Genomic DNA, 25,369 nt, shown 5'->3' with positions numbered 1-25,369 from the left:
TTCAGAAATAGTTTTGGAATCTAATTTTTAATGCAATACGTTTGTGCAACATTTAACTGATAAAAGAGCAATGAACTTAAACATTCACCAATTTCTATTCAACGATAAAATCGCCGCCTCCAAGCGTTGCGCTTGCTGGTTTTGGTGTTGTATGTGTCGAATGGGAAGGTGAATTGTATTATATAAAAATACCAAAAATATAATCTCAAGCCTTCCCTTATCCACAGGGAGGGCTTTTTTATTCGATAGCACCGTTTCATAACATACGAAACTTTGTAAGAAAAAATAAAGCGTAAAGCCTTTTCTGTTGCAATTCAGGAAAGGCTTTTTTGTTGCCGTAGGTCTCAGAGCCCTTTCCGAAACTGCCCTAGGGGAAGCCAAGAAGAGCACTTAAATATTCAAATAAACCAAGTAAGACACTACGACACAATGCAAAGTTTTAGAACCGAATTAGAGGATTTGAACAACCCAATCGTTGAGAAAGACATCATCGAACTGGGCAATAAAATTCAATTATTCCATGAAGGGAAAATTGACGATGAAAAGTTTCGCAGCTTACGTTTGGCGCGAGGAGTCTACGGACAGCGTCAGCCGGGGGTGCAAATGATCCGAATCAAAATACCTTTTGGACGCCTCACTACCCAACAATTGGTACGCATTGCCGACGTTGCCGACGAATACTCTGACGGCAACTTGCACGCCACTACCCGCCAAGACATTCAGATTCACTATGTGAGCCTTGACCGCACCCCTGAGCTATGGGCACAGCTCGAAAAAGACCAAATTACTTTGCGTGAAGCCTGTGGTAATACTGTGCGTAATGTAACTGCTTCGGCAAGAGCAGGTATTGACCCCAACGAACCCTTTGATGTATCGCCTTATGCCCAAGTGGTGTTCGAATACTTTTTACGCAATCCGGTTTGCCAGGAAATGGGGCGTAAATTTAAAATTGCTTTCTCATCAAGCGAAGCCGATACCGCCTTTACTTTTATTCACGATTTAGGGTTTATACCCAAAGTGCGCACCAACGCCCAAGGCGAAGAAGAACGCGGTTTTAAAGTAATGTTGGGTGGTGGCTTAGGTGCTATCCCTCACTTGGCTAAAACCGGGGTAGAATTTTTACCCGAAGACGAACTGATCCCTTTCAGCGAATCTATTCTCAGGGTGTTTGATCGCTACGGAGAGCGTAGCCGTCGCCAAAAGGCCAGGCTTAAGTTTTTGGTAAAGGAATTAGGGCTCGAAAAAGTACTGGAGCTTGCCGAAGCTGAGCGCAAAGCTTTGCCTTACAAAACCTACCCGATCAACCGCGATATTTTACCAGAAGTAAGTCCTCCGGCACCACTAAACGGGGCTCTTGCCGGAATACAAATAAATAACCAACAACAATACGACCGTTGGCTTGCTACCAATGTATTTGAACAAAAGCAAGCCGGATTTTACGGTGTCTTTATTAAACTGTCTTTAGGCAATATGAACACTAAAACGGCACGTGAGCTTGCGCAAATTGTGCAAACTTACGCTGCCGATGATATTAGAATTACCATTAGCCAAAACTACTTGCTAAAGTACGTGCGCAAAGAGTCGTTGCCAGCCTTGTTTCAGGCGCTCGACGCGCTCAACCTTGCCCAACCAGGTTACGACAGTGTGGCTGATATTACGGCTTGCCCTGGCACCGACACTTGTAACCTGGGCATATCGAGCAGCACTGGCATTACCCGTGCTCTTGAAGAGGTAATCCACGCTGAATATCCTGACTTGATTCATAACCAACAAATTAAGATCAAAATTAGCGGTTGCCCCAACTCTTGTGGACAGCACACGCTTGCCACGATTGGTTTTCACGGAAGCTCTATCAAAAAAGGCGCCCTGGTGTTGCCAGCTCTACAGGTATTGTTAGGGGGTGGTGTAAGTGGCAACGGTGACGGCTTGGTAGCGGATAAGGTGATAAAAGTACCCAGTAAACGTGGCGTAGAAGTGCTGCGTGTACTACTTGCCGACTATGACGCCAACCAATTAGAAGGTGAGTATTATACTGATTATTACCGTCGTTTGGGCAAAAAATATTTTTACACCCTACTCAAGCCTTTGGCAAACCTCGACAACCTGGAACAAGACGATTTTCTTGACTGGGGACACAACGATCCTTTTGAGGTGATCAAGGCAGTAGGCGAATGTGCAGGGGTAATCATTGACCTGGTGGCTACACTGGTATACGAAACCGAAGAAAAATACCAAACTGCTCAGCAAACGTTTAACGAAGGGGCTTACGCCGATGCCATTTACCACGCTTACAATACTTTTATCAATGGCGCCAAGGCTTTGCTACTGGGCGAAGATGTAAAAACCAACGCTCAGATTACAGTGATGAAAAAGTTTGAAGAGCATTTGGGCAATCAGGCTGAATTTACCTTTGAAGGTGGTTTTAAAGCACATGTATTACGCATGAACCAACACGAACCCACCGCTGAGTTTGCCAAAGAGTACATTGAGCAGGCGGGAGATTTCTTAAATAAAATTAAAGCTTATCGTGGCAAGCAAATAGCGGAAACAACCTTATAAATAACAAGCTTAGAGCAACAAGCGACAAGTTACCACTGCAAATATACTTGTGGCTTGTTGCTAAATGCTTGCCACTCAAAGACAACACTATGAACGCTTTTTTAAACAATACAAACACTACATTATACCAGGGGGCTTTGAGCCAACGACGCACCCTCAAGCCCAAGCTTACACTAGTGGGCGCAGGTCCTGGCGACCCCGAACTCATTACCCTGAAGGCTATCAGGGCTTTGGCAAACGCCGATGTGGTACTATACGATGCCTTGGCAAATCCGGCTTTGCTGGAGTATGCTCCCAAAAATGCCCTCAAAAAATATGTAGGCAAACGCGGAGGTAAAAAATATTTGTCACAAGATCAGATCAATCAATTGATTGTAGAGGAGGCTTTTCAACACGGGCACGTAGTGCGCCTTAAGGGAGGAGATCCTTTTGTGTTTGGTCGCGGACATGAAGAGTTGGCTTTTGCCCAATCGTTTGACATGGACACCGAAGTAGTGCCTGGCATCAGCAGCTCGCTTGCCGTGCCTGCGCTTAAGCAAATTCCTTTGACCAAGCGTGGCATCAACGAAAGTTTTTGGGTGATTACGGGTACTACCAAAAAACAGGAAATATCTCAAGATATGCCTTTAGCGGCACAATCATCGGCTACGGTCATTATTCTGATGGGAATGCGCAAACTCAAAGAAATCGCCGCCATATTTAGCCAATATGGCAAACAAAATACGCCCGTGGCAATCATTCAGAATGGAAGTTGTGCCAACGAAAAAACTGGCTTTGGCGAAGTACATAACATTGCCGCTATAGCGGAGCAAAAAGGCTTAGGCGCTCCGGCAGTCATTGTGATTGGCGAGGTGGTAAGGCTGGCAACTTCGGCTCCGGCTGAATTTAAAAATTTGGTAAACCAACAGATCAACACGGGCAACTATGGCAACTAATACTCTAACCGAAAACACAGGCAACAATTTGTTTCCTATTTTCTTGAAACTGCACCAATTAGACATTTTGCTGGTGGGGGCAGGCAATGTAGGGCTCGAAAAACTTTCGGCGCTGCTCAAAAACAGCCCTGAGGCTAATGTAACCGTGGTGGCAGATATGGTACTGCCCGAAACCCGTGCTTTGATTGGGCAACACCCTACAGTAAGTTTGCTTGAGCGCCAATATGAAACCCACGACTTGAAAGACCGCGACTTGGTGATTTGCGCCACTGACAATCAACCATTGCACCAAAGCATTCGCCAACAGGCGCGTGGGCAAAAAACCATTATCAACGTGGCAGATACTCCCGACTTGTGCGATTTTTATTTGGGGTCGGTGGTAAAAAAAGGAGATTTAAAAATAGCCATTTCTACCAATGGTAAGTCGCCCACGCTGGCAAAACGCATGCGCCAGTATTTTGAGGCTACTTTGCCCGATAATATTCAAAATCTGCTGAACAATTTACACCAGTTTAGAAACCGCCTTAAGGGTGACTTTCAGCACAAGCTGGAGACCCTCAATGCGCTTACCGAAAATATGGTGGCAAACGAGGCAAATACCTCAACAGAAGGAAAACAAAAACAACAAAAGCAGGCTGAAAAGTCGCACAACGCATAGTGATAAATTTAGAGAAGGTACAAAAGGCTTTTACATGGCATATTCGCCGGGTGGTATACACTGCAGCAAGTCTTTTTTTGGTGAGTCTGGTCATCGTGTTTCTTGTTAACCAACCTCCGGCGCTGAGCAAGGCAATTCAACAAATCACCCCTCACCTCTCCTGGAGTTTTGTGGGCTATATTGCCATTGGTTTTGTAGTACAAACCATTGGGGTGGCTTATGGGCTCATTACTTCTACCATATTGCTGAGCCTGGGCTTGCCGCCTATTTTGGTGAGTAGTAGTGTACACGCCACCGCAGTATTTACCAATGGTACGTCGGGCTGGGCACACTACCGCATGGGTAACATCAACAAGAAACTTTTTTGGCATTTGCTCATTCCGGGCATTGTGGGGGTATTGCTGGGTACATTGTTGCTCACCAGCATCAACGGTCATCTGATTAAACCTTTTGTAGCAGTGTACATGTTGGGCATGGGCATCGTGGTTTTTTCGCGTTCGCTCAAAAAGAAAGTACGCAAACAAAAGACTCGAAACATTACACCGCTTGCTTTGGTGGGAGGGTTTCTCGACGGGGTAGGTGGCGGTGGATGGAGCGCCTTGATTACTTCTACGCTCATAAGCAAAGGGCGCACTCCACGCTATACGATTGGCACAGTAAACACCGTGAAGTTTTTTATTGCGGTAATTTCTACCGGAGCATTTTTGAGCCTGGTACACCTTACCCCAAAAGACTGGATGTTGATTGCAGGTTTGTTGATTGGCGGGGTGCCAGCGTCTTACTTTTCGGCTTTTTTAGCCGCCAGGCTTCAGTCTAAAATGCTGATGCGAATTGTAGGGGTGACAATCATTTTATTGAGTAGCTATATGGTAGGAAGCGTTTTTTATGCCTCTATTACTTGATCGTTTTATAGATGGCTCTATTGTTTTATGGTTCGCGAAGCGAAGCTCAAAAACTACCAGCCATGGACTTCTATCTACCAGGGGCACCGATATGCATCGGCATCTGAGGACTTGCGGCTGTAGAGGCTCCCAACTCCCAACTCCCGACTATTGACTATTTAACTAACATACATAAAAAATGAACGAGTTATTAATCATCTTTTTAGTGGGCGTTGTGCCTTGTCTTATTGTAGGAATTTGGCAAACCAGTGTGGGCTATCTGGTGATTAGTCGTGCACTGCAAAGCAAAAGCTGGCAAAAAACCAATGGAGTGCTTACCGCGAGTATAGAGAGTACTGCCGATGAGGTAGACTTTAGTGCAGTAGCTCCTTTAAAGGTTGCCTACCGGGTAGATGGACAAATCTATCATTGCCGAAAGGTAAATTTATACGAAAACTGGAAAAAACAGGCTCAAGCTGCCCAACAACTACAAAGTGAAAACTTTGTGCCAGTGTATTACAACCCTAAAAACCACCGGGAAGCAGTCATAGAAACAGGACTGAAACCCGTATACTGGTTGCCAGTAGCACTGGGTATTAGTAGCCTGACAATGGCCTTGGCGGGGGTATATTATTTAGTCTTTTAATATAATCGAGAGTCAATGGTTGGGAGAAGTTGCAAATATGAGCGCTACCAACTACCGACCACTAACTAATAAAGCATTTAACTAACAATGGATAGTTCACAGTAGATTAACCTAGCAGCTAGAACCTGACTGGACTACCAACTAACAATAAAAATATGAAAGAATTAGCCAATATCAACACGCTTGCCGATGCGCAAAATCCGGTAAAGACGCTCAGAAACCTGGCTAAAGAGTTTGCCGGAAAGATTGCTTTCTCGACTAGCTTTAGTCTTGAAGATCAGGTAATTACTGATATGATTTTTAGTTATCAGATTCCCATTAGGGTATTTACCCTTGACACAGGCAGGTTGTTTAAAGAAACACACCAGGTATTGGAAGAAACCAACAAACAGTACAATCAAAAGATTGAGGTGTTTTTTCCAGAGAGCCAAGAGCTACAGACCCTGGTAAGCAATAAAGGAAATTATAGTTTTTATGATTCGGTAGAAAACCGCAAAGAATGTTGCTTTATCCGTAAGGTAGTGCCTTTGAACCGTGCCCTTCAGGGGGTTGAGTGCTGGATTACAGGCATTAGAGGTGGACAATCGAACAACCGCCAAAGCAATATGGATGTGTTAGAATGGGACGAAGGACGGGGCATTGTAAAGGCTCACCCGCTATTTGCCTGGTCGCTCGACCAAACCGAAAAATATATTTTAGACAACAACGTACCCTATAACAAACTGTATGACCATGGTTACCCCAGCATTGGCTGCGAGCCTTGTACCCGTGCCGTAAAGGTGGGCGAAGCGCTTCGCGCCGGACGCTGGTGGTGGGAAAACCCTACTAAGAAAGAATGTGGATTGCATAAATAGTTGGGAGTCCACAGTCGGGAGCCTCTACAGCCTCAAGCTTTTAGCCTTTAGCTTGAGGCTGCTTTACAAGCAACTTGCCAATTTTATAAAGCCTTGATTTTTAACTGTTGATAAAATTGGTAGATGGAAGTTCTTTAGTCAACAGTGGCTACGCTAAACTTGTAGCTTGAGGCTCCTGACTCCTGACTCCCGACTAAAAAAAATTTTGTCGTAGTATTTGACCCATAGACAGGGTTCAGTTTTTAAACTAAGTGATGGCGCAAATACAGGCAATTTGCCTGTACTTGCCTTAGCCCATAAATAGGGCTCATTTTTATTTATTTAATGCTTGCCACTGGGGCTCATTGCTCCTGGCTAAACTTTGAAACATTTAACAACGCAATAAGCAGTACTTAACTTACAGCTGCTATAAAAAAACACTTATGAAACAATATACTTTAGATTACCTGGATCAATTGGAGGCAGAAGCCATTCATATTTTAAGAGAAGTGGCCGGACAGTTTGAACGCCCTGCGCTGTTGTTCTCAGGCGGAAAAGACTCTATTACGTTGGTGCGTTTGGCGCAAAAGGCTTTTCGTCCAGGTAAGTTTCCTTTTCCTTTAGTACATATTGACACTGGGCACAACTTTGAGGAAACTATTCAGTTTCGAGATCAATTGGTGGAGAGCCTGGGCGAGGAGCTGGTAGTGGGCTATGTACAAGATGCGATTGATAGCAAAAAGGTAAAAGAACAAAGTGGAAAATATGCCAGCCGCAACTCGTTGCAGACTTATACGCTACTGGAAACTATAGAAAAACACGAGTTTGACGCTTGTATTGGTGGGGCTCGTCGCGATGAAGAAAAGGCTAGAGCCAAAGAGCGAATTTTTTCGGTAAGAGATGATTTTGGTCAGTGGCAGCCTAAGAAACAGCGCCCTGAGCTTTGGAACATTTACAATGGTAAAATAAACAAAGGCGAAAACGTGAGGGTGTTCCCGATTAGTAACTGGACTGAGTTGGATGTGTGGAATTACATCAAGCGCGAAGGCATTGATATTCCTTCTATTTATTACGCCCACGAGCGCGAGTGCATCGAAAGAGATGGGCAGTTGATGGCCAATTCGCCTCATATCAACTTAGACGCCAACGATGCTTTTACCAAACAAACAGTACGTTTTCGTACGGTAGGCGACATTACTTGTACTGCGGCGGTTTCGTCTAAGGCAAGCACTATAGATGAGGTAATAGAAGAAATCAAGGCTTCACGCATTACCGAGCGTGGCTTGCGCATTGACGACCAACAGTCGGAAGCAGCGATGGAGGATAGAAAGAAAGTGGGGTATTTTTAGTGGACAGTCAATAGTCGAGAGTCAGGAGTTGGTAGCCTTTAGAGTTGTAAGCTACTAGTGCACTGGAAACTAAATTCCTACCACATTATTCGGAGTCTAAGATCGTCAAAGAACAATACCGAGCTTTTCACGAGCTCAGCGTAGTTAATCTAACCAAATTGTTACTTTACCTACTCAGAAGCTAGAGTACTAGAACCTTGCAGGGCTATCAACTATGGTCTACTGACTAAAATATCATTTTTGCAAATTTAAGAATATCAGTCTAGAATTGGGAATCCAGAGATTTAGCGGGGCTAAAGACTTGTCGCTAAAAGCTTAAGGCTATAGAAGCTCCCAATTTTTAACTACGCTTTTTATAAGTTGCTAAAAATCAACGTGATAGAAAAAGTGTAGTTGCTTAGGGAACAGGGTGTACCTTGCACCTAGCACCTAGAACCTTGTTGGCGCTATGGACTACCGACTATGGTCTATGGACTAAAAAACTAAATAACATTTAACTAAAAACGAGAAAGTCATTATCATTATGGACATATTAAGATTTATCACTGCCGGGAGTGTTGACGATGGCAAGAGTACTTTAATTGGGCGTTTATTATACGATAGCCAATCTATTTTGGACGACCAGCTGGAGGCGATCAGCCGTGCCAGTAAAAACAAGCAGAATGGCGAAATTGACCTTGCCTTACTCACCGATGGGTTGCGCTCGGAGCGCGAACAAGGCATTACTATAGATGTTGCCTACAAATATTTTAATACAAGCAAACGCAAATTTATCATTGCCGATAGCCCAGGACATGTGCAATATACCCGCAACATGGTAACGGGCGCGTCTAACTCTGACCTTGCCATTATTTTGATTGACGGACGCAACGGGGTGATTGAGCAAACCCGCCGCCACTCTTTTATTTGCAACTTATTGGGAATCAGACATTTTGTGGTTTGTATCAACAAAATGGACTTGGTAGAGTATAGCCAGGCGCAGTTTGACAAGATTGTAGCAGACTACAAAGAAGTAACCAAAGGACTGGATATTCCTAACCTTACTTTTATCCCAGTAAGTGCCCTTGACGGGGATAATGTGGTAGAGCCATCGGAGAAAATGGCTTGGTACGAGGGTAAACCTTTGCTTAGGTTTTTGGAGGAAGTAGATATAGACAAAAAACCGCAATTGAGCAGCAATCGCTTTCAAGTACAGTGGGTCATTCGCCCCCAAACGGCTGACCATCCTGACTATAGGGGATACGCGGGCAAGGTGCTAAGCGGGGTATACCGTAAAGGCGATGAGGTAACGGTATTGCCTTCGGGTACACGCTCTAAGATAAAAGCGCTGGAAATTAACCAAGAAGAAATAGAAGAAGCTTTTGCTCCTATGTCGGTGGTATTGCACCTCGAAGATGACATAGACATTAGCCGGGGCGATATGATTGTACCGAGCCAGGCGAGCCTCTCTCCTACCCGCCAAATCACTGCCTCTATTTGCTGGATGGATACCCAACCGCTGGAACCTAACCAGTTTTATTTGTTGCGCCACAACAGCAACACTACCCGGGTGAAAATCAGCGATTTTGTGCACAAAATAGACATAGAAACTTTGCAGGAAACGACGGGTGCTGACAAGTTTGAATTAAACGACTTGGGGCAAGTCCAGTTAAAAACTGCTCAAGAGATATTGATAGATAATTATAAAGAAAACCCTGCCAACGGTAGCTTTATTTTGGTTGATGAACATAGCCATAATACTGTAGCTGCCGGAATGGTGGTGGCTGTAAGTTAGTTAAATGTTCAAAGACCTCGCCTGGCTTTCGGGTGGGGTCTTTTTTAAAAGAGTCGATAGCAGGTAGTCGGTAGACGATAGTTTTTTGCTGCTGTGCCTTTAAAGCTCAAAAACTATGTCTTGCCCTATCAACTCATCAACATTGATTGTGGGCAACAAAAACTTTCTAAATTCTGTCTTTTCTGTTTTAGCATATAAAACCCCTCTGGCTGTTCCTACTGTAAGCATTGCCAGATGAGCTGCAAACCCTTGTGGAATAACTATGATATTGTTGTCAATAAAAGTTTCCCAAGTACTTTCTGTAATATTAAAAAAGCATTCAATGGCTAAAATCAAAAATGGAATGTCTTTTTGAAGAAATTTTACATTAAATAAGGCAGAAACTATTTTATTTTCATCATCCAACCCAAACTTTACGTCTGCCTTCAAGCCTACTTTTTCTCCTTCATTAAAAGATGCTTCAACTATAGCAAACTACTCTATTGAAATATCTCTTAAAGCAAAACCAATACTTTTGTTTCTGACATTATGCTACTCTAAGGTTATAATTATTATTTGGGTTATATGTTTGCGTTTCCTCCAATCCATCATCAACCAATGTAAAACTTTCACTTTTTTTGGTTGTCTTTGGTGCTATAATAGATTCAAAAAATTGTTCTATATTTAGTGTAGAAGTTTGTTGAGGTACTTCTATCAACTTAATACCCAACGCTTTTTCAAACTTGACAATGTTTTCTAGTTGTAAATTTTCTTTTCCTTTAACAACTTTGTTTACATACTGTGGTGTAACACCCATTACTTCTGCCAACTCTTTTTGTGTTTTTGGAGCAATGTTATTTTCTTTATTGCTTCTCAAAACAAGTAAAATCTTGGTAGCAATAGCAAAAGACACATCTAGCCAAGCTTCATTTTCAGCCCTATATTTTGCCTTTTCTATCCAAGTAATATCTTTTTTTGAGTTTTCTTTTAATTTCTTCTTTATGCGTTCAATGCTCATAGGTTAATTGGTTTATTCCTATAAAGAATCTTCACTGGTTCTTGGTCTAAAATCAATTCCCAATTTTTCTTTCAAAAAATGTTTAAGGACAAATACTTCTATTTTATGTATACTTCTAGGGTTATCAAGAAAAAACTTTGTATAATCTCCTTCTGATGCAGGAGCAATAATTTGCATCTTTCTCTCCTCTCCTTTTAAATCCTTAACTATCTCATCATGTTTAATAGTCGTATCCCAACAAACTATCGAATACAGGTTTTGAAAAGAATGATTAAAATCTTTTGTAAGAAAAAACTTAAACTCAACATAATATAACTTAGCAGATGTTACTGGTGTTGTTGAATCACCCTTAGCAATTACATCTAACCCTGAATGTGTATCATAATCCAACATTTTAAAAGGGAAAATGTCTTTTTCTAATACAGATAACTGTAACACTAAAGCAAACACCCCACTTTCTCTGCTAGGCTCAACTAATACTATACTTTTATACTCGCAAATTTTTGAATTTAATATTTTCTTTTCTCTCCATTTAAATTCTTTCTGCTCTTTTTCAATCGTTTTGTATGCAGTAGCTTCTGACTCAAGCCACTCCATCTCAGTCCAATCATTACTTTCAATGATTTGATTATAAATGCTCCTAGCCTCATCTCTTATATCATCTAGTATTTCAGAAGGTGTATTATCAACAGATCCTCTATTAGCCGTAAGTCTCAAATCTTGGCAATTAAAAAATGCATGAAACTTCACATATTCACTCCCTTTCTTTGTTATCCACTCATTCTTTCTTTGAATTGGTATAAAATCTTTACACAACCATATCCCATACCGCTCTTGAACAGTATAATCACCCATTTTTCTAGGTTTGCCAGACCTTCTCAACATAGGGTTGACCCATTGTTTAACTTTATTACCCTCTATTGAAAAAGTTGCCTGATATGATATTTCAGGATGATTTTTTAAATGACCTTCCTTTATTATTTGTTTACAATAATAGTCTGGTGCTGAAACCATATACTTTTCAAAAAGCTTTTGTACAGAAGGGCTTTTCTCTGGAAAAACATGTCCAAACTTCAATTCCTCATATTTATCTTTACCAAAACCTTTTAAAAAAAACTTGGAATCTTGATGAACCGATATGCCATGCTTCAATTCAAAAGACCCAAACTTAGTAAACCATAAAATATAATCTTTTAAGTTTTCATGGGTAAACTTATCACGTCTATTATTATTATAACCGTATATAATAATCTCCGTCCCAGAATACTCTAAATCATCAATTTGTAAAACATCAACAATAGGAATATTTCTATCAAACAGTTTTTTGATTGGTTCATCCATAATAGCTCTATAACAAGGCGAGCCCGATTTTTGAGTAATAACTTCTATCTTAGAACTGTTAAAATAAACTTTAGTACCATGTCCTTTTTCACCTATATTCTCCTCTTTACCTCGGCTTAATGAGTTTCCTAAATCAAAAAATGATTGTAACCCTTGCTTATCCATGCCTAAACCGTCATCTTTCATGACTATCTTTAACACCTTTTCTCCATACCTTTTGACAACTTCAAAAGATATGTATACATTCTTTGCTCTAGCATCAAAGGCATTACTGACTGCCTCCCTTACTATATCCAAAGGGTTAGAAAAATCATTAGCAATCTCAATAAATTCTTGAGTTTCATCTACTGAAGGTTTTATTTCGAATTTTTCCATTTGTTTTTTTAAGTTAAAGGATATGAAATATCATTTAAAAACATCCCGTTCTTGCAATTTTAAGCAGTCTTCGCCTCAGTTTGTGGCTCCACAACTGAGTTTACGAGTTCAGTAAAGCTAAATCGCCCAATTGAAGCGCCTGTAAACAGTATTTTTCAATTTTCGAAAAAACTCGACAAAAGACTGTGACGGTACTTTTGAAAAATCTCAGCCGCAGTTTCACTGCGCTGAGCTCAATAAAGTTAAATGCTGGGTAGAGTACTTTGTAACAATTAAGCTAAAGGAAATAATTTACACATTCTTTAGCCTTATTATGCACTTTTGCAAGGTTAAAATTTCCGTGAAAAACTACAAGAGCTAACTTCAATGCCTAAAATATTTTGCTGGCATCCCCCTGCTGTTTTAAGTGTTCCGAAGGGTCGCTTGAAACTACACATAAAAAGAAGTCTTCGATCTTTACAAGACAGGCTTTCTAGCCGTATGGCTAACCTTTATGTCTAAAATATTTTGCTGTGTAACTCCATTGCTTTTGCCAACCCCTTTTGTGTTTAATAAAACCCCTCCATCACTCACAAAATACTGCCTAAAGAAAAAATAGCCCGATGACAAACACCGGGCTACCAACTTTGTCTCACAAGCACTTACTCCAGTATTACTACCAGGTCGTCTTGTTGTACCATTCCTTGTTCTAAAATAATTTGCTTTACTTTACCCGGCTGAGTAGCGGTAATGGTCGTTTCCATTTTCATGGCTTCAATCACAAACAATGGAGTGTTTTCTTTTACTTCGTCACCTCCTTTTACCAATACATTGGCAAGTTTTCCCTGCAAAGGGGCACCCACTTCTTTGTCGTTGCCTTGGTCACGCTTGCGATTACTGGCTTTTTTCACTTCTTGGTTTATATCCCTTACCTTGATCACCCTTACTTGTCCATTCAATGAGAATGACACTTCACGATAGCCCTCATCATCGACTGCTTGGCTCACAAACAATAGTTTGATCATCAAGGTTTTACCCTCGTCTAAACGTACCAGAATTTCTTCGTTGATATGCAAACCATAAAAGAAAGCATAAGAAGGCAAGTACACCAAGTTGCCAAACTGCTGACAAAAGTTGTGGTAATCTTCAAATACTTTGGGGTACAACAAATAAGACAGTAAGTCTTCAAAAGTATAGGGTTTATTGTAATTGTCGGCGTTGTATTTTTTGTCAAATGCGGCCCACTCCTGATCAAAATCGATGGGGCTCATGTGCTCATTGGCTCGTCCAGTGATAGGTTGGTTACCTTTGAGTACAATCTTGAGCATTTCTGCCGGAAAACCTCCTTTGGGTTGCCCCAAATCTCCTTTAAAGAAATTGATCACTGACTCAGGAAAAGACAAGGTATTTCCTTTAGCCAAGATGTCTTCTTTGGTTAGGTCGTTAGAAGTCATAAACATAGCAAAGTCACCCACCACTTTTGAGCTTGGGGTTACTTTGACAATATCGCCGAACAAATCGTTGGCAATGGCATAATTTTTCTTGATTTGCTCAAACTTATCGCCTAAGCCCAACGCGTTTGCCTGGGGGCGCAAGTTAGAGTATTGCCCTCCGGGTATTTCGTGCCCATATACTTCGGCGGTGCCAGCCTTGAGCCCCGACTCAAACGGGTAGTAGTACTCCCGAATTTGTTCCCAATAATGGGCATATTCGTTGAGTGAAGCAAGGTTGATGGGGTTATCGCGCTCGTGCCCTTGCATAGCCGCTACCAAAGAATTGAAATTGGGTTGCGAGGTAAGCCCCGACATAGAACTAAGTGCCACATCTACCACATCTACTCCGGCCTCGATGGCTTTGAGATAAGTAGCCGACTGAATAGAAGAGGTATCGTGGGTGTGCAAATGGATGGGCAAACTGATGTTTTTACGCAATTCGGTAATCAGTTTTTCGGCAGCATAAGGTTTTAGCAAACCCGCCATGTCTTTGATCGCCAATAAGTGAGCGCCTTCGTCTTCCAACTGTTTGGCAAGTTCTACATAATAGTCCAGTGTATATTTTTGGTTGTCAGGATCCATTATATCGCCGGTGTAACAAATACAGGCTTCTGCCAATGAGTTGGTATATTCGCGCACGGCACGAATGCTCACCTTCATATTTTCTATCCAGTTGAGCGAGTCAAAAATACGGAAAATATCAATGCCATTTTCGGCCGATTTTTCAATAAACTTCTCAATCAGATTGTCAGGGTACGCCTTGTAACCCACAGCATTAGAACCCCGCAAAAGCATTTGCAACAAAATATTGGGCACACGTTTGCGAATTTCCCGTAGGCGTTGCCAGGGGCTTTCTTTCAAAAAACGCATGGCTACATCAAAAGTAGCTCCTCCCCATACTTCCATCGAGAACACATCGGAATGAGCCTTGGCGTAGCTCTCGGCTACCCGTACAATGTCTAACCCACGCATGCGGGTGGCAAGCAATGATTGGTGTGCGTCGCGGAAGGTAGTATCGGTATAATGAATTTTCTTTTCGTCTTTGAGCCACTGTACAAACCCATCACGCCCCAACTGGGTCAACTTGTCTTTAGTGCCTTCGGGTGGTTTGGTATACTTGGTAAAATCAGGCACTTTTACAATATCAAAGTACTTGGTTTTGTCTACATAACGCACATCAGGGTTGCCGTTTACTACTACATCTGCCAAATAGTTGAGGATGCGGGTAGCACGATTGAGGCGTTGTGGTACATTAAACAAGGAAGGGTTATTGTCGATAAACTTTACGGTGGCTTTGCCCGAAGTAAACTCCTCGTTGGTAATTACATTGAGTAAGAATCCCACATTGGTTTTTACCCCTCTTACCCTAAACTCTTCCAAGGCACGGGTCAGGCGTTCGCTGGCACCTTTGAGGGTACGCCCCCAGGCAGAGACTTTTACCAACAAAGAATCGAAAAATGGCGAAATAGAAGACCCGGCATAAGCGTTTCCGGCATCGAGGCGAATACCAAAGCCAGAACCGCTGCGGTAGGTATTGATGGTGCCATAGTCGGGCTGAAAGTTGTTTTCGGGGTCTTCGGTAGTAATACGACACTGAATGGCGTGCCCATGACACTCTACATCGGCTTGCGAGCTCAAACGTAGTTTTTGGTCGGAAAGCGGGTGCCCCTCGGCAATCAAAACTTGCGAACGTACAATGTCTATTCCGGTGACTTCTTCGGTAATGGTGTGTTCTACCTGAATACGAGGATTTACCTCAATAAAATAAATGTTCTCGTCGGAATCTACCAGAAACTCTACCGTACCCACATTGTTGTAGTTTACGCTTTGGCAAATACTGAGGGCGTATTGATACAACTTGTCTTTGGCAGCCTGCGAGAGGGTAATACAAGGCGCTATTTCTACTACCTTTTGGAAACGGCGCTGCACCGAGCAATCACGCTCGAACAAATGCACCATGTTGCCGTGGTTGTCTGCCATGATCTGCACCTCGATGTGTTTGGGGTTTTCTACGTACTTTTCCAAAAACACTGTATCATCACCAAAAGCTTTGAGGGCTTCACTGCGGGCTTCTTTGTAGGCTTTGGTCAGTTCTGCATCGTTTTTTACCACGCGCATTCCACGTCCTCCCCCTCCAGCAGAGGCTTTTACCATAATCGGATAACCAATGTGTTGGGCTTCTGACAAAGCAATGTCTACTGAGGTAAGTTTTTGCTGACTGTCGTTGATCACGGGCACATTGGCTTTTTTGGCAATCAACTTTGCCGACACTTTATCGCCCAGGTTTTCCATTACCTCAGGCGTTGGTCCTACAAAAATAATCCCTTCTTCACGGCAACGACGGGCAAAGTTTACGTTTTCGGACAAGAAACCATAGCCAGGGTGGATAGCGTCTACATTATGCCGCTTGGCTACATTGATTATTTCCTCTATGTTTAGATAAGGCTTCAGGGGGTCATTGTTTGCCCCTATTTTGTATGATTCGTCGGCTTTGTAACGGTGGAGTGAGTAGCGATCTTCGTAAGTGAAAATAGCCACGGTAGTAATTTTAAGTTCTGAGGCAGCCCGCAATACACGGATAGCAATTTCGCCTCGATTGGCAACCATTAATTTTTTAATTGGTCGTAGTTCTGTTGTCATAGTATAAGTTTATTATAAGTGGGCATTTTAACGCTCAGCTTTTCGCCACAAGTCGCAAGTTTTGTTGCAACGCCACGCGATTGGCTCATCTTTACCCCTTTTTGTGCCCTACAGACACGTAGTGATTGATAATAGAAGATAGTATAATAGTCGATAGTTTCTACAGCCTCAAGTCCTTAGATGCCGATGCATATAGATGCTTTTAGCGACAAGTCCTTAGATACCGATGCATATCGGTGCTTCAAGTTTGACGCTGCTCTACAAGCAACTTAGCGATTTTATAGGGCGTTGATTTTTAGCGGTTTATAAAATCGGTAGATAAAAGTTAATGGCTGAAAGCCTGCGTATACAAGTCTAATAGCCCTTTGTTATGCTAAACTCAATCAACTGAAAAGTATCAAACTATTTGCTGTGTATGATTATGTGTAATACAATGCGTATAAAACAATCGTCTTTTTCGAGATACTGCTCAATTTAACAAATAAAGGGTTTAGGGCAAGGGGTTTGCCTCTTTAGGTGCAGATAAAAAGGTAGTTAACAGAACTAATATTGCAGTATGGCAAGACAAAGTTTACTTCAAAAAGGGGGGTAAAAAACCTTTCCTGTGTTTTTTTATAGGAAAAGTGTTGCACCTGTATGTTAAAATTTTACATCTTTTTTGAAAGCACTGGTATAACATTTTGGGCTTTAGCCTTCTAACAGAAGTGAGGTAATACTGTAGGCTTTCATCTGCCTTGTTTTCAATCTTTACATTTGCTATATTTAGGCATAACAAATCCTAACCAGCTGCCTAAAAACATTTATCCAACATAAGCCGTGTAAACTTGTCTAATCGTGACCATCCCCCTCTGTCAGTGTATTTAGCAAAACTACCTAACAGGTGGTGGCTATTTTGCGCCCTGTATACTTGCACCCACCTTTGTGATTGGGTACAAGCACAACCTGCTACCCAGCAACCAATAGTATACATTAGCAATGATAATACTACACAGATTGAAGGACTAAATGCAAGTGCACAAGTACTGACCGATGCCACCAACACCTTTACTTTTGACCAAATAAGTTCCAAAGCATTCCAAGCCCACTTTATACCTTACCAGACATTCAAAAAAAATAGCCCTAAGCTACAAAAAAACAAGACTTACTGGGCAAAAATCGCCTTCAGAAACCACACCACACGTAGCCATTGGGTGCTGTATGCTGGCTCGGGGGCATACATCACATTGTATACACAAGATAAGGGCAAACGCTACCAACAAAAGTCGAACGGACGTTTGGTGCCTAAGTCAAAGCGAGATATTGGTAGCCATATTGTAGGCTCTAACTATAAGTTTAATGTTTTACTCCCCCAAAACTCTACACACACCCTATATTTGAAACTAAAAGGCAAATTGTACCCACCAAGATTTGCCCTCAAGCTAGAAACACCTGCCACACATCTCCACAAAAAGTCATGGTTGCAATTGATCCAAAGCTTTTTTCAGGGGGCTTTGTGGATTATGATCATTTATAACCTGATTTTGTTTGCTATAGTCAAAGACCGCACTTACCTCTATTACACTGCCTATATCTTGACTTACTCGGTTTACTACCTGGCTTATTACGATTTTTTTGCGAAACAATCGTACCTTCAGATATATATAAGTGCTGTTAGTTTACCTATTACCTTCATAAGTTACTTTTTGTTTATGCAACGTTTTGTTAATGCTCAGGCATTGATGCCTCGCTGGACAAAAGTTATTCAGGCTTGGCTCATAGGCAAAGTGGTTGTGGTAGTATCTGCCATTACTTACCTATACTTTACAGCAAATATTTATAAGATGGAGTTAGTATTATTATTGATGATATTTACAGACCTACTTTTAATGGCGATCTCCCTTTACTTACTATTTAAAAGTAAAAATACTTTAGCCCGTTATTTTATCATTGGCTCATTTTTTCTGATGTTGGGGTGGGGGTTAAGTCTCGTAAGCTTTTTCAAAGTAATTCAAGTAAATTTCAATGAAAATTATTTCTCTCAAGCAGGATTGTTTCTTGAGTTGGCGTTGTTTTCGGTGGGCTTGGGCTACCGCGAACGCAAAAATGAACAAGACAAACGAATTGCCCAAGAAAAAAACGCTCGTTTGCTCAAAGATCAAAATAAAACGCTGGAATATAAGGTAAAAGAAAGAACGCTGGAAATCAGCAATAAGAATAAGGCTTTGCAAGAAAAACAGGCACAAATAGAAGAAAAAAACAATCAGTTGGTAGAAAACCACGACCTGATCTCGCGCACCCACGATTTATTAAACAAAGCTTACAAAAGTATACAAGCCAGCATACAATCAGGGTTGCGGATCCAAAAAGCGGTATTGCCCTTCGAAGAACGCATGCGCAAAGCTTTGCCCAAACATTTTGTTTTTTTCAGACCTCGCGATGTAGTCTCAGGCGATTTTTATTGGTTTGAAGAGGTACGCCAACAGCAGTTTTTGGTGGCAGCTGACTGCACGGGGCACGGCATACCAGGTGCATTTATGACCATGCTATGTACCCAAGCACTCAACGATATTATTATGCGTAGGGGAGTTTATTCGCCCGAAAGGGTACTCAATGCTCTAGATCAATTGTTGCCCAAAATACTCAAAACCAATCAAACGTCAGTACGCGACGGCATGGACATCGTGCTGTGTGTGATTGACCCTCAAGCCCGACTACTGTGTTATGCGGGGGCAATGAATCCTTTGTTGTACATTCAAGACAATGAAATGACCGTGATCAAGGGCACACGCTATGGTATCAACGGACACCGCAAGGGAGGCGAACGCATCCAGTTTGCTTTGCATACTATAGATATTAGCACTCCTACCATGATTTATATGTTTTCGGACGGGATACAAGATCAATTTGGCGGCGAACAAGGCAAAAAATTTTCTTCTAAACGCTTGCGTAACCTCCTAATGGAACTACATGCTTTACCCATAGATGAGCAAAAGCAGCAATTGGCACAAGCCGTTGATCAATGGCAAGGAGACCTACACCAAATAGATGATATGTTGTTGATAGGTGCTCGGCTGGAAACACCGCATGGCTCAAAGTTACCTTCACACTAAAAAAGGGCAGTTACCTGCCCTTTCTATCACACATTTTACTTGCACACATTTTTACTTATGTTTTGCCACTTTCTTTTTTTCAAGCAATTGAGCAAAAAGCGGCTTGGTATTTTTCACCGATTGGGCTTGTTGGTTAACAATGATTTTAGGTGTGTCTACATCTGAAATAAGTAATCCCATGATTGTATATATTTAAGTGTTAAAGAATAGTTCTGCCTGATAAAAAAAAGCAGAACGCCTGATTGATTATTGGTAAAGGCTGTGCCTCGTTTACCCTCTATTACAGAGGAGCAATTGAATCAGCGTGTGGCTAACAACTGCTTTGTTGATCAAATAACTTATTACAAATTTAAAGAATAGGTTTTGATAAAAATATTACGGGTTATAACACTCATTTGAAGCAGTAAAATCAAAGCTTTTTGTTAAAGCTTTACAACACATAACCATCATCGGTAGCAATAGGCTATCAACTACCTCAGATAAAATACTGTAGGATGTTTGTTTAAGATCAGGCTTTATTTATATTTTGCCACTACTGTATATGGTTCAAATGTTCAACTTTTGATAGATAAAACAATGGCTCAGAAAAAACTCAAGTGGTATAAACTTTTTGAAAATTGGGAAGAGGCAAAAAAACAAGTCCCACTCAACAGTCTTAAAAAAGTACGTATTGGGAGCAAAACAATATGTTTGGCACATACCAAAGAAGGCTTCTTTGTGGTAGACAATGAATGTACTCACATGCGGGCTTCGCTCACTGCAGGGCGGCTCAATGATTTTAATGAGGTGATTTGCCCTTGGCACGACTATAGGTTTTGCCTAAAAACAGGGGAAGAGAAAAGTGGTAAAAATGCTCGCCCATTGCTTACTCATAAGTTAGAAAAAACCACCGATGGTATAAAGTTGGGTGTGTATGAAGACGAAAAGCCTTCTGAAAAAGACGAGTTTAGTTATTAGCCCCAACAGGGGCAAGTCCCTAGATGCCGATGAATATCGGTGCTATTCCCTATTCCACAGGGAGCTAATAAGCTTGTAAAGCAATTATTTTCAATAACTTATAAATATATTAGTTATTAGCGTCTTTAATACTTTGAGCGACAAAAGGCAAGTTTAAAAAAATAAAAATTGCGATTTGTCGCTTCTTTGTTGTCACTTTTTCATTTTTGCTTTCAATACTTCTATGCTTTTACGCAATACTACATCTTCGTTATTGATATAATTTTGCACAGTGGGGGCTATTTCTGTATGAGGAATAATTCCATAGCCTACAAACTCTTTCCCGTTGGGATAAGTATCATTTTTGGTGCAAACCCTTGCCTTACCTCCTCCAGGCAGGTCAAACATCAAGGGTTGCCCGGTGCTACCATAAGTTTTTTGCCCTACTCTGGTGGCACGTTTGATATTGTCGAGATAGATCAGAAAATCTTCGGCAGCTGAGCCGGTATGGTAACTGGTGAGCACCACCAAGGGCACTTTTACTTTTTTTGCGGTTATATCATTACTAGTGCGACTGGTATCGCCTATATGCCACACCTTTTTTTGGTAATACTTCAGGGCATTGGCTTCCCACTCACTGAGTTGGTAATGGGGCTTTTTTTGCATAGCTTCGTTTACAAACTTGCCCCAGGCTTTGTAGGCTGCCCGATGCTCACGGGTTTGCCAACGTGCCCCCAACAGTATTTTTTGCTCAGTAAAATGTTTGACAATAAACGAGGCATTGTTGCTGTTTCCTCCCCCATTTTTTCTCACATCTATGATCACCCCTTTGGCTTGGTACAGCTTTGGCAAAAGTACTGGAAACTCTTTTTGTATGCGGTTGTTGCTAAAACTATTGATGGCAAGGTAGGCTATTTGCCCCTCAAGCCACTTAAACTCTAGCAAAGCTGGGCGCTTAATTGGCTTGACCCATTGTACTCCGGTTCTGTCACGTGGCAATTTTATCTTCAATATTTTGCCAGAAGGCTGTTTGACCTTCAGGTGCACCCGATCGCCTTTCTTGCCCTGCAACATAGTGCGAATGCCCCTGTCCCAACGTACATATTGGGTAGAGCTGGCAATATAGGGCAACTTATGTTGTTGTACATACATTTTTACGGGCTGCGTATTTACTGCAAGTATTTCTGACCCTACAGGAATTTTAGTTGCCAACGACTTGTCTACATTCCGCACAAAAGCACGCTTGCCTATAGCTACTAGTTTTAGCTTAGGATAAGCAAGTTGCTTGCGTATTGGTGGGGGGTAATACACATTGGTGTGCCCGTCTTGCAACAAGGCACAAAACTGCTTGAGCACGTCATAATAAGCTTTGGTACTTTTGGCAGCAAGTGCTTTGGGTATATACTGGCGATAGGTTTTGTCCCAGTCGAGTTGGGGTACTTGATGAAAAAACGCAAAGTTATAGTTCACTTCTTGCCAAAACAACGACAAACCATACAGTTTATCCGTGTTGCTCAGGGGTTGGGGCACTGTTTTTTTTTGCGCAAAGCCATCAATCACCCAACAAGTCGTCAGGCAAATAATGAATAATGGTATGAATCGTGTCTTACTCATAATTAGAATCTAATAATGGTGTGGATAGCCTTAAGCGATAAGACGCTGCAACCCTGTGATTATTAAAGGATGCATTTTTCTGCTTATTCACCTGCTTAATTGTTACTAATTTGTATTTTTGGCGGTTTTGTAATGAGCCCTTGTTTTAAACAAAGAACTCATAAGTCCGACTGTAAACCAAGCATTTATTGTATGAACTTATCTTTTAAAAGAATCAACTTGCTAAAAATCAACCAATTATACTTACGTCTATTAGGACTGGGTATATTGCTCAACGCCTGCCAACCGTCGCAAGGCGAAAGCAAACAAGGCAAGCAAAACTCAGCTACACATGCACACATTGCCCCCGCAAAAAACACCATTCCCCTATTTGTAGTGACTGGCTACAGTCGCGAATTGCAAAACATTTCGTTAGATAGTCTCAAAAACCTGTATTGCAATGGCAAAGTATACGTGTTGGAAGCCACTAAAGCCTTGGCTAATGAGGTATTGGGTTGCAAAAACGCTCGCACCCTACCCCACCTAAAAGCTTTTGCCAAACTTGCCAAAAACCATTTATTGATTACCGACATCCACCACTTGATAGCCCAGTACAAGGCCTTAAATATAGATAAAGTCAGCTTTTTTGACAATGCTGCCCAGTACGCTTTTCAACACCAACCCGAAGGAGCACAAGCTTTTGACTACAAAAATAAAGTGACCAAGTTTACCCTTACCGGGGTAACAGCCATTACCCGCAATACAGGCTTGGCTGCCGATGCAAAAGGACCCGATTTTTTGATTGAAAAGGTAAAACACCACTTTCAAAACTCTGATTTTGTTCATATCAGCAATGAGGTAAGCTTTGACCCCAACTGTGTGTATATCAAGTATGACCCTCATTATAAGTTTTGCAGCAAAGAACGTGATTTTAAAAACCTGGTTGACCTCAACACCAACATTGTAGAGCTTACCGGAAACCATAACAAAGACTTTGGTGCCAAGCCTTATAAACTTACTTATGACTGGTACAAAAAACAAGGCATGAAAACGTTTGGTGGGGGGCTCAATGCTAGTCAAGCCAATACTCCGCTAATTATTGACTTGAAAGATGGGAAAAAAATGGCCTTTATCGGGTTTAACCAGAGTTGCCCGGTGGGTGAATGTGCTTATGGAACAAAGTATTCGGGGGCGAACCGCTACAACCGCGAAAAAGCCCGTAAGGTGATTACCGACCTTAAGAAGAACAAGAAAATAGACCTTGTGTTTGCTTCGGTGCAGTTCAACGAGGTAGACTCTTATGCTCCCCACGCCAAACAAATTGCCATTAGTTATGACTTACACAACTTTGGAGCCGACGTAGTGTATGGTTCTCAGGCACACCAAGTACAACAGATAGAGTTTTATAAAGGTAAACCACTTTTTCACGGGTTGGGTAACTTCTTATTTGACCAAATCCATCGAGTAGGGGTGCGTAGAGGTTATTTCTTACACCACTATATTTACAATGGTCAAGTGGTACAATCGGTGCCAGTGTACACCTGGATTTCAAACGATCGTCGTCCAGTGCTTGCCACTCCCAAACAAGCCCAGGAAATAAAAAAACTGATTTTTCCAGACAGGTTGATTTATAAGTGGGAGTAGTTATAGTTGAACGCCAACACAACCACAGGTATTGGCAATGGCTTTTTTCTTACTGGAAAAAGCCTCTCACCTTATAACTATACTTGCCAGGCTTTTGAAACCTGGCAAGAGTAAAAAGTTTTACTATTTTTGATGTAAACTACTGTCTTGCTTTAAATTAATTTTTAACATCGCCATAATAAATCACTTCTTTGCGCTCAAAATCATAAAGGGTAAGCTGGCGGATTTCATGGTAGTTTTTCCAAAAACCACGCAATGCCTCCAGGTAATCACGCTTGGCGCGGTCTTTATCTTGTAAGGCAATGTTTAGGTCGGTAATGTTGATTTTAGAAATCAAATAACGCTTTTGCGCTACGGTATACCTTCGCTGGGCGATTTCATCGGCACGACGGGCAAGAATTAAACGGCTCCGAAAGATTTTAAACTGCTTTACTTTCAGAATAATTTCTTGCTCAAAGTTAAGCTCTTCTTGTGATACGGTAGACTGCACCAATTTATTATTGGCCACTGAGGTCTGAATCATTGCCTTTTGGCGCCCCCAGTCAAGGATAGGAATCTGAAAACCAATGCGCAAACGTTGTTGATTTTGAGGGTTTTGGTATACATTGGTAAAGTCTGGCGCGTTGCGGGTAAAGCCATAAGATCCGGTGATGTTTACATTTAAACCACTGTTGCCCCTTGCCTGTGCTACATCACGTTCGGCTTCCAGTTTTTGGCGCTTAAACTGAACAAATTTTGCCCGGTTTTTTTTGGCTTCTGCCAAAGCGGTTTCTTCGTCAATTTCAATCTCTGGCACGTTCAAAGGCTCAATGAGTTCTATGTTTTTGAGCCCCTCGTTGTTTCCCAAAAATATTTTCAGCCTCAACTCACTGGTTTCTATGTCCATTTTTGCCTGGGTTACCCTTTGGTCAGACTCCATAGACGCCAATTGTAATTGTAACAACTCGTTTTCGGCTATCTTGCCCACATTGTAGCGCCCCTGTCCAATTTTATAAATTGTGTCATTATTGGCCTGATTCAACTCTGATATTTTCAGGGTAATTTGTGCTACCAACAAATCAAAAAACAGGTCGGTAGTTTGCACTGCTATGCCCTCCATTTCTTCTGAGTAGGCTTTTTGCGATTCACTATACCTGAGTGGTTCTATTTTTTTGTTCCATTTCAGTTCGTTGTACCCAAACAAAGGTTGAGAAAAACCAATGCTTACTGGTGTAGACAAAAACGAGGTACCATTATTATTGCCCAAAAGGTCGATACGGGCAAGTTCGGAACTCAAAAACACCTCACCTCCAGTAAACCCTATTTTTTGCCGCAACGACAAGTTAACATCGGTATTTACCAACCCTCGATCTATAAACACATCACTACCATCATCTAGGGTAATTCGTTCGATGGACTTGTTGTAGTTGGGCAGATTGCCACTCAAAGAAAGCTGGGGCTTGTAGTCGGATAAAAAAGTACGATAACGCCAATAAAAGTTTTCTTTTCGGTTGATTGCCTGCAACGAAATAGGCGATTGTTTTTTTGAAATAGTAATGATTTCCTGCAGGCTATATTTTTGTTTTTTTTCGGTTTGACCGTAAACCACACTGCTCAACAGCAAGCAACACAGTGTGTATGGTACCAGGTATTTTTTCATATTGATAT

General features: G+C 41.6%; 18 protein-coding genes. 11 read left to right on the top strand and 7 right to left on the bottom strand.

Going from position 1 to position 25,369, the window contains the following annotated elements; genetic code table 11:
* Positions 1-429: 429 nt before the first annotated feature.
* The 8 genes from M23134_RS28540 (at position 430) to M23134_RS28505 (ending at position 9,635) form a co-directional block, all read left to right on the top strand.
* Positions 430-2,559 carry a HEPN domain-containing protein gene (locus M23134_RS28540; protein WP_002702269.1) on the top strand — a complete coding sequence of 710 codons (2,130 nt, stop codon included), beginning with the start codon at positions 430-432 and terminating at the stop codon, positions 2,557-2,559.
* Positions 2,560-2,648: 89 nt separating this feature from the next.
* Positions 2,649-3,494: a uroporphyrinogen-III C-methyltransferase gene (gene cobA, locus M23134_RS28535; protein ID WP_157558695.1), complete on the top strand. Its 846-nt coding sequence runs from the start codon at positions 2,649-2,651 to the stop codon at positions 3,492-3,494.
* Positions 3,484-4,152 (top strand): precorrin-2 dehydrogenase/sirohydrochlorin ferrochelatase family protein, encoded by a 669-nt coding sequence (locus tag M23134_RS28530; protein WP_002702265.1) that lies wholly within the window; start codon positions 3,484-3,486, stop codon positions 4,150-4,152. The genes cobA and M23134_RS28530 overlap by 11 nt, the downstream gene beginning before the upstream one ends.
* Entirely contained in the window at positions 4,152-5,054 is a 903-nt protein-coding gene (locus M23134_RS28525) for a sulfite exporter TauE/SafE family protein (protein ID WP_002702263.1), read from the top strand. Before M23134_RS28530 ends, M23134_RS28525 begins: the two co-directional genes overlap by 1 nt.
* A gap of 178 nt (positions 5,055-5,232) precedes the next feature.
* Positions 5,233-5,679 carry a DUF3592 domain-containing protein gene (locus M23134_RS28520; RefSeq protein ID WP_002702262.1) on the top strand — a complete coding sequence of 149 codons (447 nt, stop codon included), beginning with the start codon at positions 5,233-5,235 and terminating at the stop codon, positions 5,677-5,679.
* Positions 5,680-5,834: 155 nt separating this feature from the next.
* Positions 5,835-6,533: a phosphoadenylyl-sulfate reductase gene (locus tag M23134_RS28515; protein WP_002702260.1), complete on the top strand. Its 699-nt coding sequence runs from the start codon at positions 5,835-5,837 to the stop codon at positions 6,531-6,533.
* A gap of 422 nt (positions 6,534-6,955) precedes the next feature.
* Positions 6,956-7,861 (top strand): sulfate adenylyltransferase subunit CysD, encoded by a 906-nt coding sequence (cysD, locus tag M23134_RS28510; RefSeq protein ID WP_002702258.1) that lies wholly within the window; start codon positions 6,956-6,958, stop codon positions 7,859-7,861.
* Between the two features lie 523 nt (positions 7,862-8,384).
* Positions 8,385-9,635, top strand: a complete 1,251-nt coding sequence (locus tag M23134_RS28505; RefSeq protein ID WP_002702256.1) for a sulfate adenylyltransferase subunit 1 — start codon at positions 8,385-8,387, stop codon at positions 9,633-9,635.
* Positions 9,636-9,734: 99 nt separating this feature from the next.
* On the opposite strand, the gene M23134_RS28500 is transcribed toward M23134_RS28505, so the two are convergent.
* From M23134_RS28500 to M23134_RS28485, 4 genes are all read right to left on the bottom strand, one after another.
* The gene (locus tag M23134_RS28500; RefSeq protein ID WP_157558694.1) at positions 9,735-10,040 is read right to left on the bottom strand and encodes a hypothetical protein; all 306 of its coding nucleotides are present in this window, start codon (positions 10,038-10,040) and stop codon (positions 9,735-9,737) included.
* Positions 10,041-10,161: 121 nt separating this feature from the next.
* Positions 10,162-10,632 (bottom strand): helix-turn-helix domain-containing protein, encoded by a 471-nt coding sequence (locus M23134_RS28495; protein WP_002702251.1) that lies wholly within the window; start codon positions 10,630-10,632, stop codon positions 10,162-10,164.
* An 18-nt stretch (positions 10,633-10,650) separates the two neighbouring features.
* Positions 10,651-12,348, bottom strand: coding sequence for an ATP-binding protein (locus tag M23134_RS28490; protein WP_002702250.1), 1,698 nt, complete (start codon positions 12,346-12,348; stop codon positions 10,651-10,653).
* A 641-nt stretch (positions 12,349-12,989) separates the two neighbouring features.
* Positions 12,990-16,460 (bottom strand): pyruvate carboxylase, encoded by a 3,471-nt coding sequence (locus M23134_RS28485; RefSeq protein ID WP_002702245.1) that lies wholly within the window; start codon positions 16,458-16,460, stop codon positions 12,990-12,992.
* 824 nt (positions 16,461-17,284) lie between these two features.
* Here M23134_RS28485 and M23134_RS28480 point away from each other — a divergent pair.
* Complete coding sequence (locus M23134_RS28480; protein ID WP_045114529.1) at positions 17,285-19,549, top strand: 7TM diverse intracellular signaling domain-containing protein; 2,265 nt, start codon at positions 17,285-17,287, stop codon at positions 19,547-19,549.
* A gap of 51 nt (positions 19,550-19,600) precedes the next feature.
* On the opposite strand, the gene M23134_RS42575 is transcribed toward M23134_RS28480, so the two are convergent.
* Positions 19,601-19,729, bottom strand: a complete 129-nt coding sequence (locus tag M23134_RS42575; protein ID WP_002702241.1) for a hypothetical protein — start codon at positions 19,727-19,729, stop codon at positions 19,601-19,603.
* 396 nt (positions 19,730-20,125) lie between these two features.
* On the opposite strand from M23134_RS42575, the gene M23134_RS28475 reads away from it, so the two are divergent.
* Positions 20,126-20,506 (top strand): Rieske (2Fe-2S) protein, encoded by a 381-nt coding sequence (locus tag M23134_RS28475; protein ID WP_045114528.1) that lies wholly within the window; start codon positions 20,126-20,128, stop codon positions 20,504-20,506.
* A gap of 192 nt (positions 20,507-20,698) precedes the next feature.
* On the opposite strand, the gene M23134_RS28470 is transcribed toward M23134_RS28475, so the two are convergent.
* Positions 20,699-22,099: a S41 family peptidase gene (locus tag M23134_RS28470; protein ID WP_082226728.1), complete on the bottom strand. Its 1,401-nt coding sequence runs from the start codon at positions 22,097-22,099 to the stop codon at positions 20,699-20,701.
* Positions 22,100-22,291: 192 nt separating this feature from the next.
* Between M23134_RS28470 and M23134_RS28465 the strand changes: the two genes are divergently transcribed.
* Positions 22,292-23,722, top strand: coding sequence for a CapA family protein (locus M23134_RS28465; RefSeq protein WP_002702238.1), 1,431 nt, complete (start codon positions 22,292-22,294; stop codon positions 23,720-23,722).
* A 157-nt stretch (positions 23,723-23,879) separates the two neighbouring features.
* Here M23134_RS28465 and M23134_RS28460 read toward each other — a convergent pair whose 3' ends face one another.
* Positions 23,880-25,361, bottom strand: a complete 1,482-nt coding sequence (locus M23134_RS28460; RefSeq protein ID WP_045114527.1) for a TolC family protein — start codon at positions 25,359-25,361, stop codon at positions 23,880-23,882.
* Positions 25,362-25,369 lie beyond the last annotated feature (8 nt).

This window comes from Microscilla marina ATCC 23134 (genome assembly GCF_000169175.1).
GTDB lineage: Bacteria > Bacteroidota > Bacteroidia > Cytophagales > Microscillaceae > Microscilla > Microscilla marina.
The sequence above is the reverse complement of the archived record's forward strand: the minus strand, read 5'-3'. Positions and strand labels throughout refer to the sequence as shown.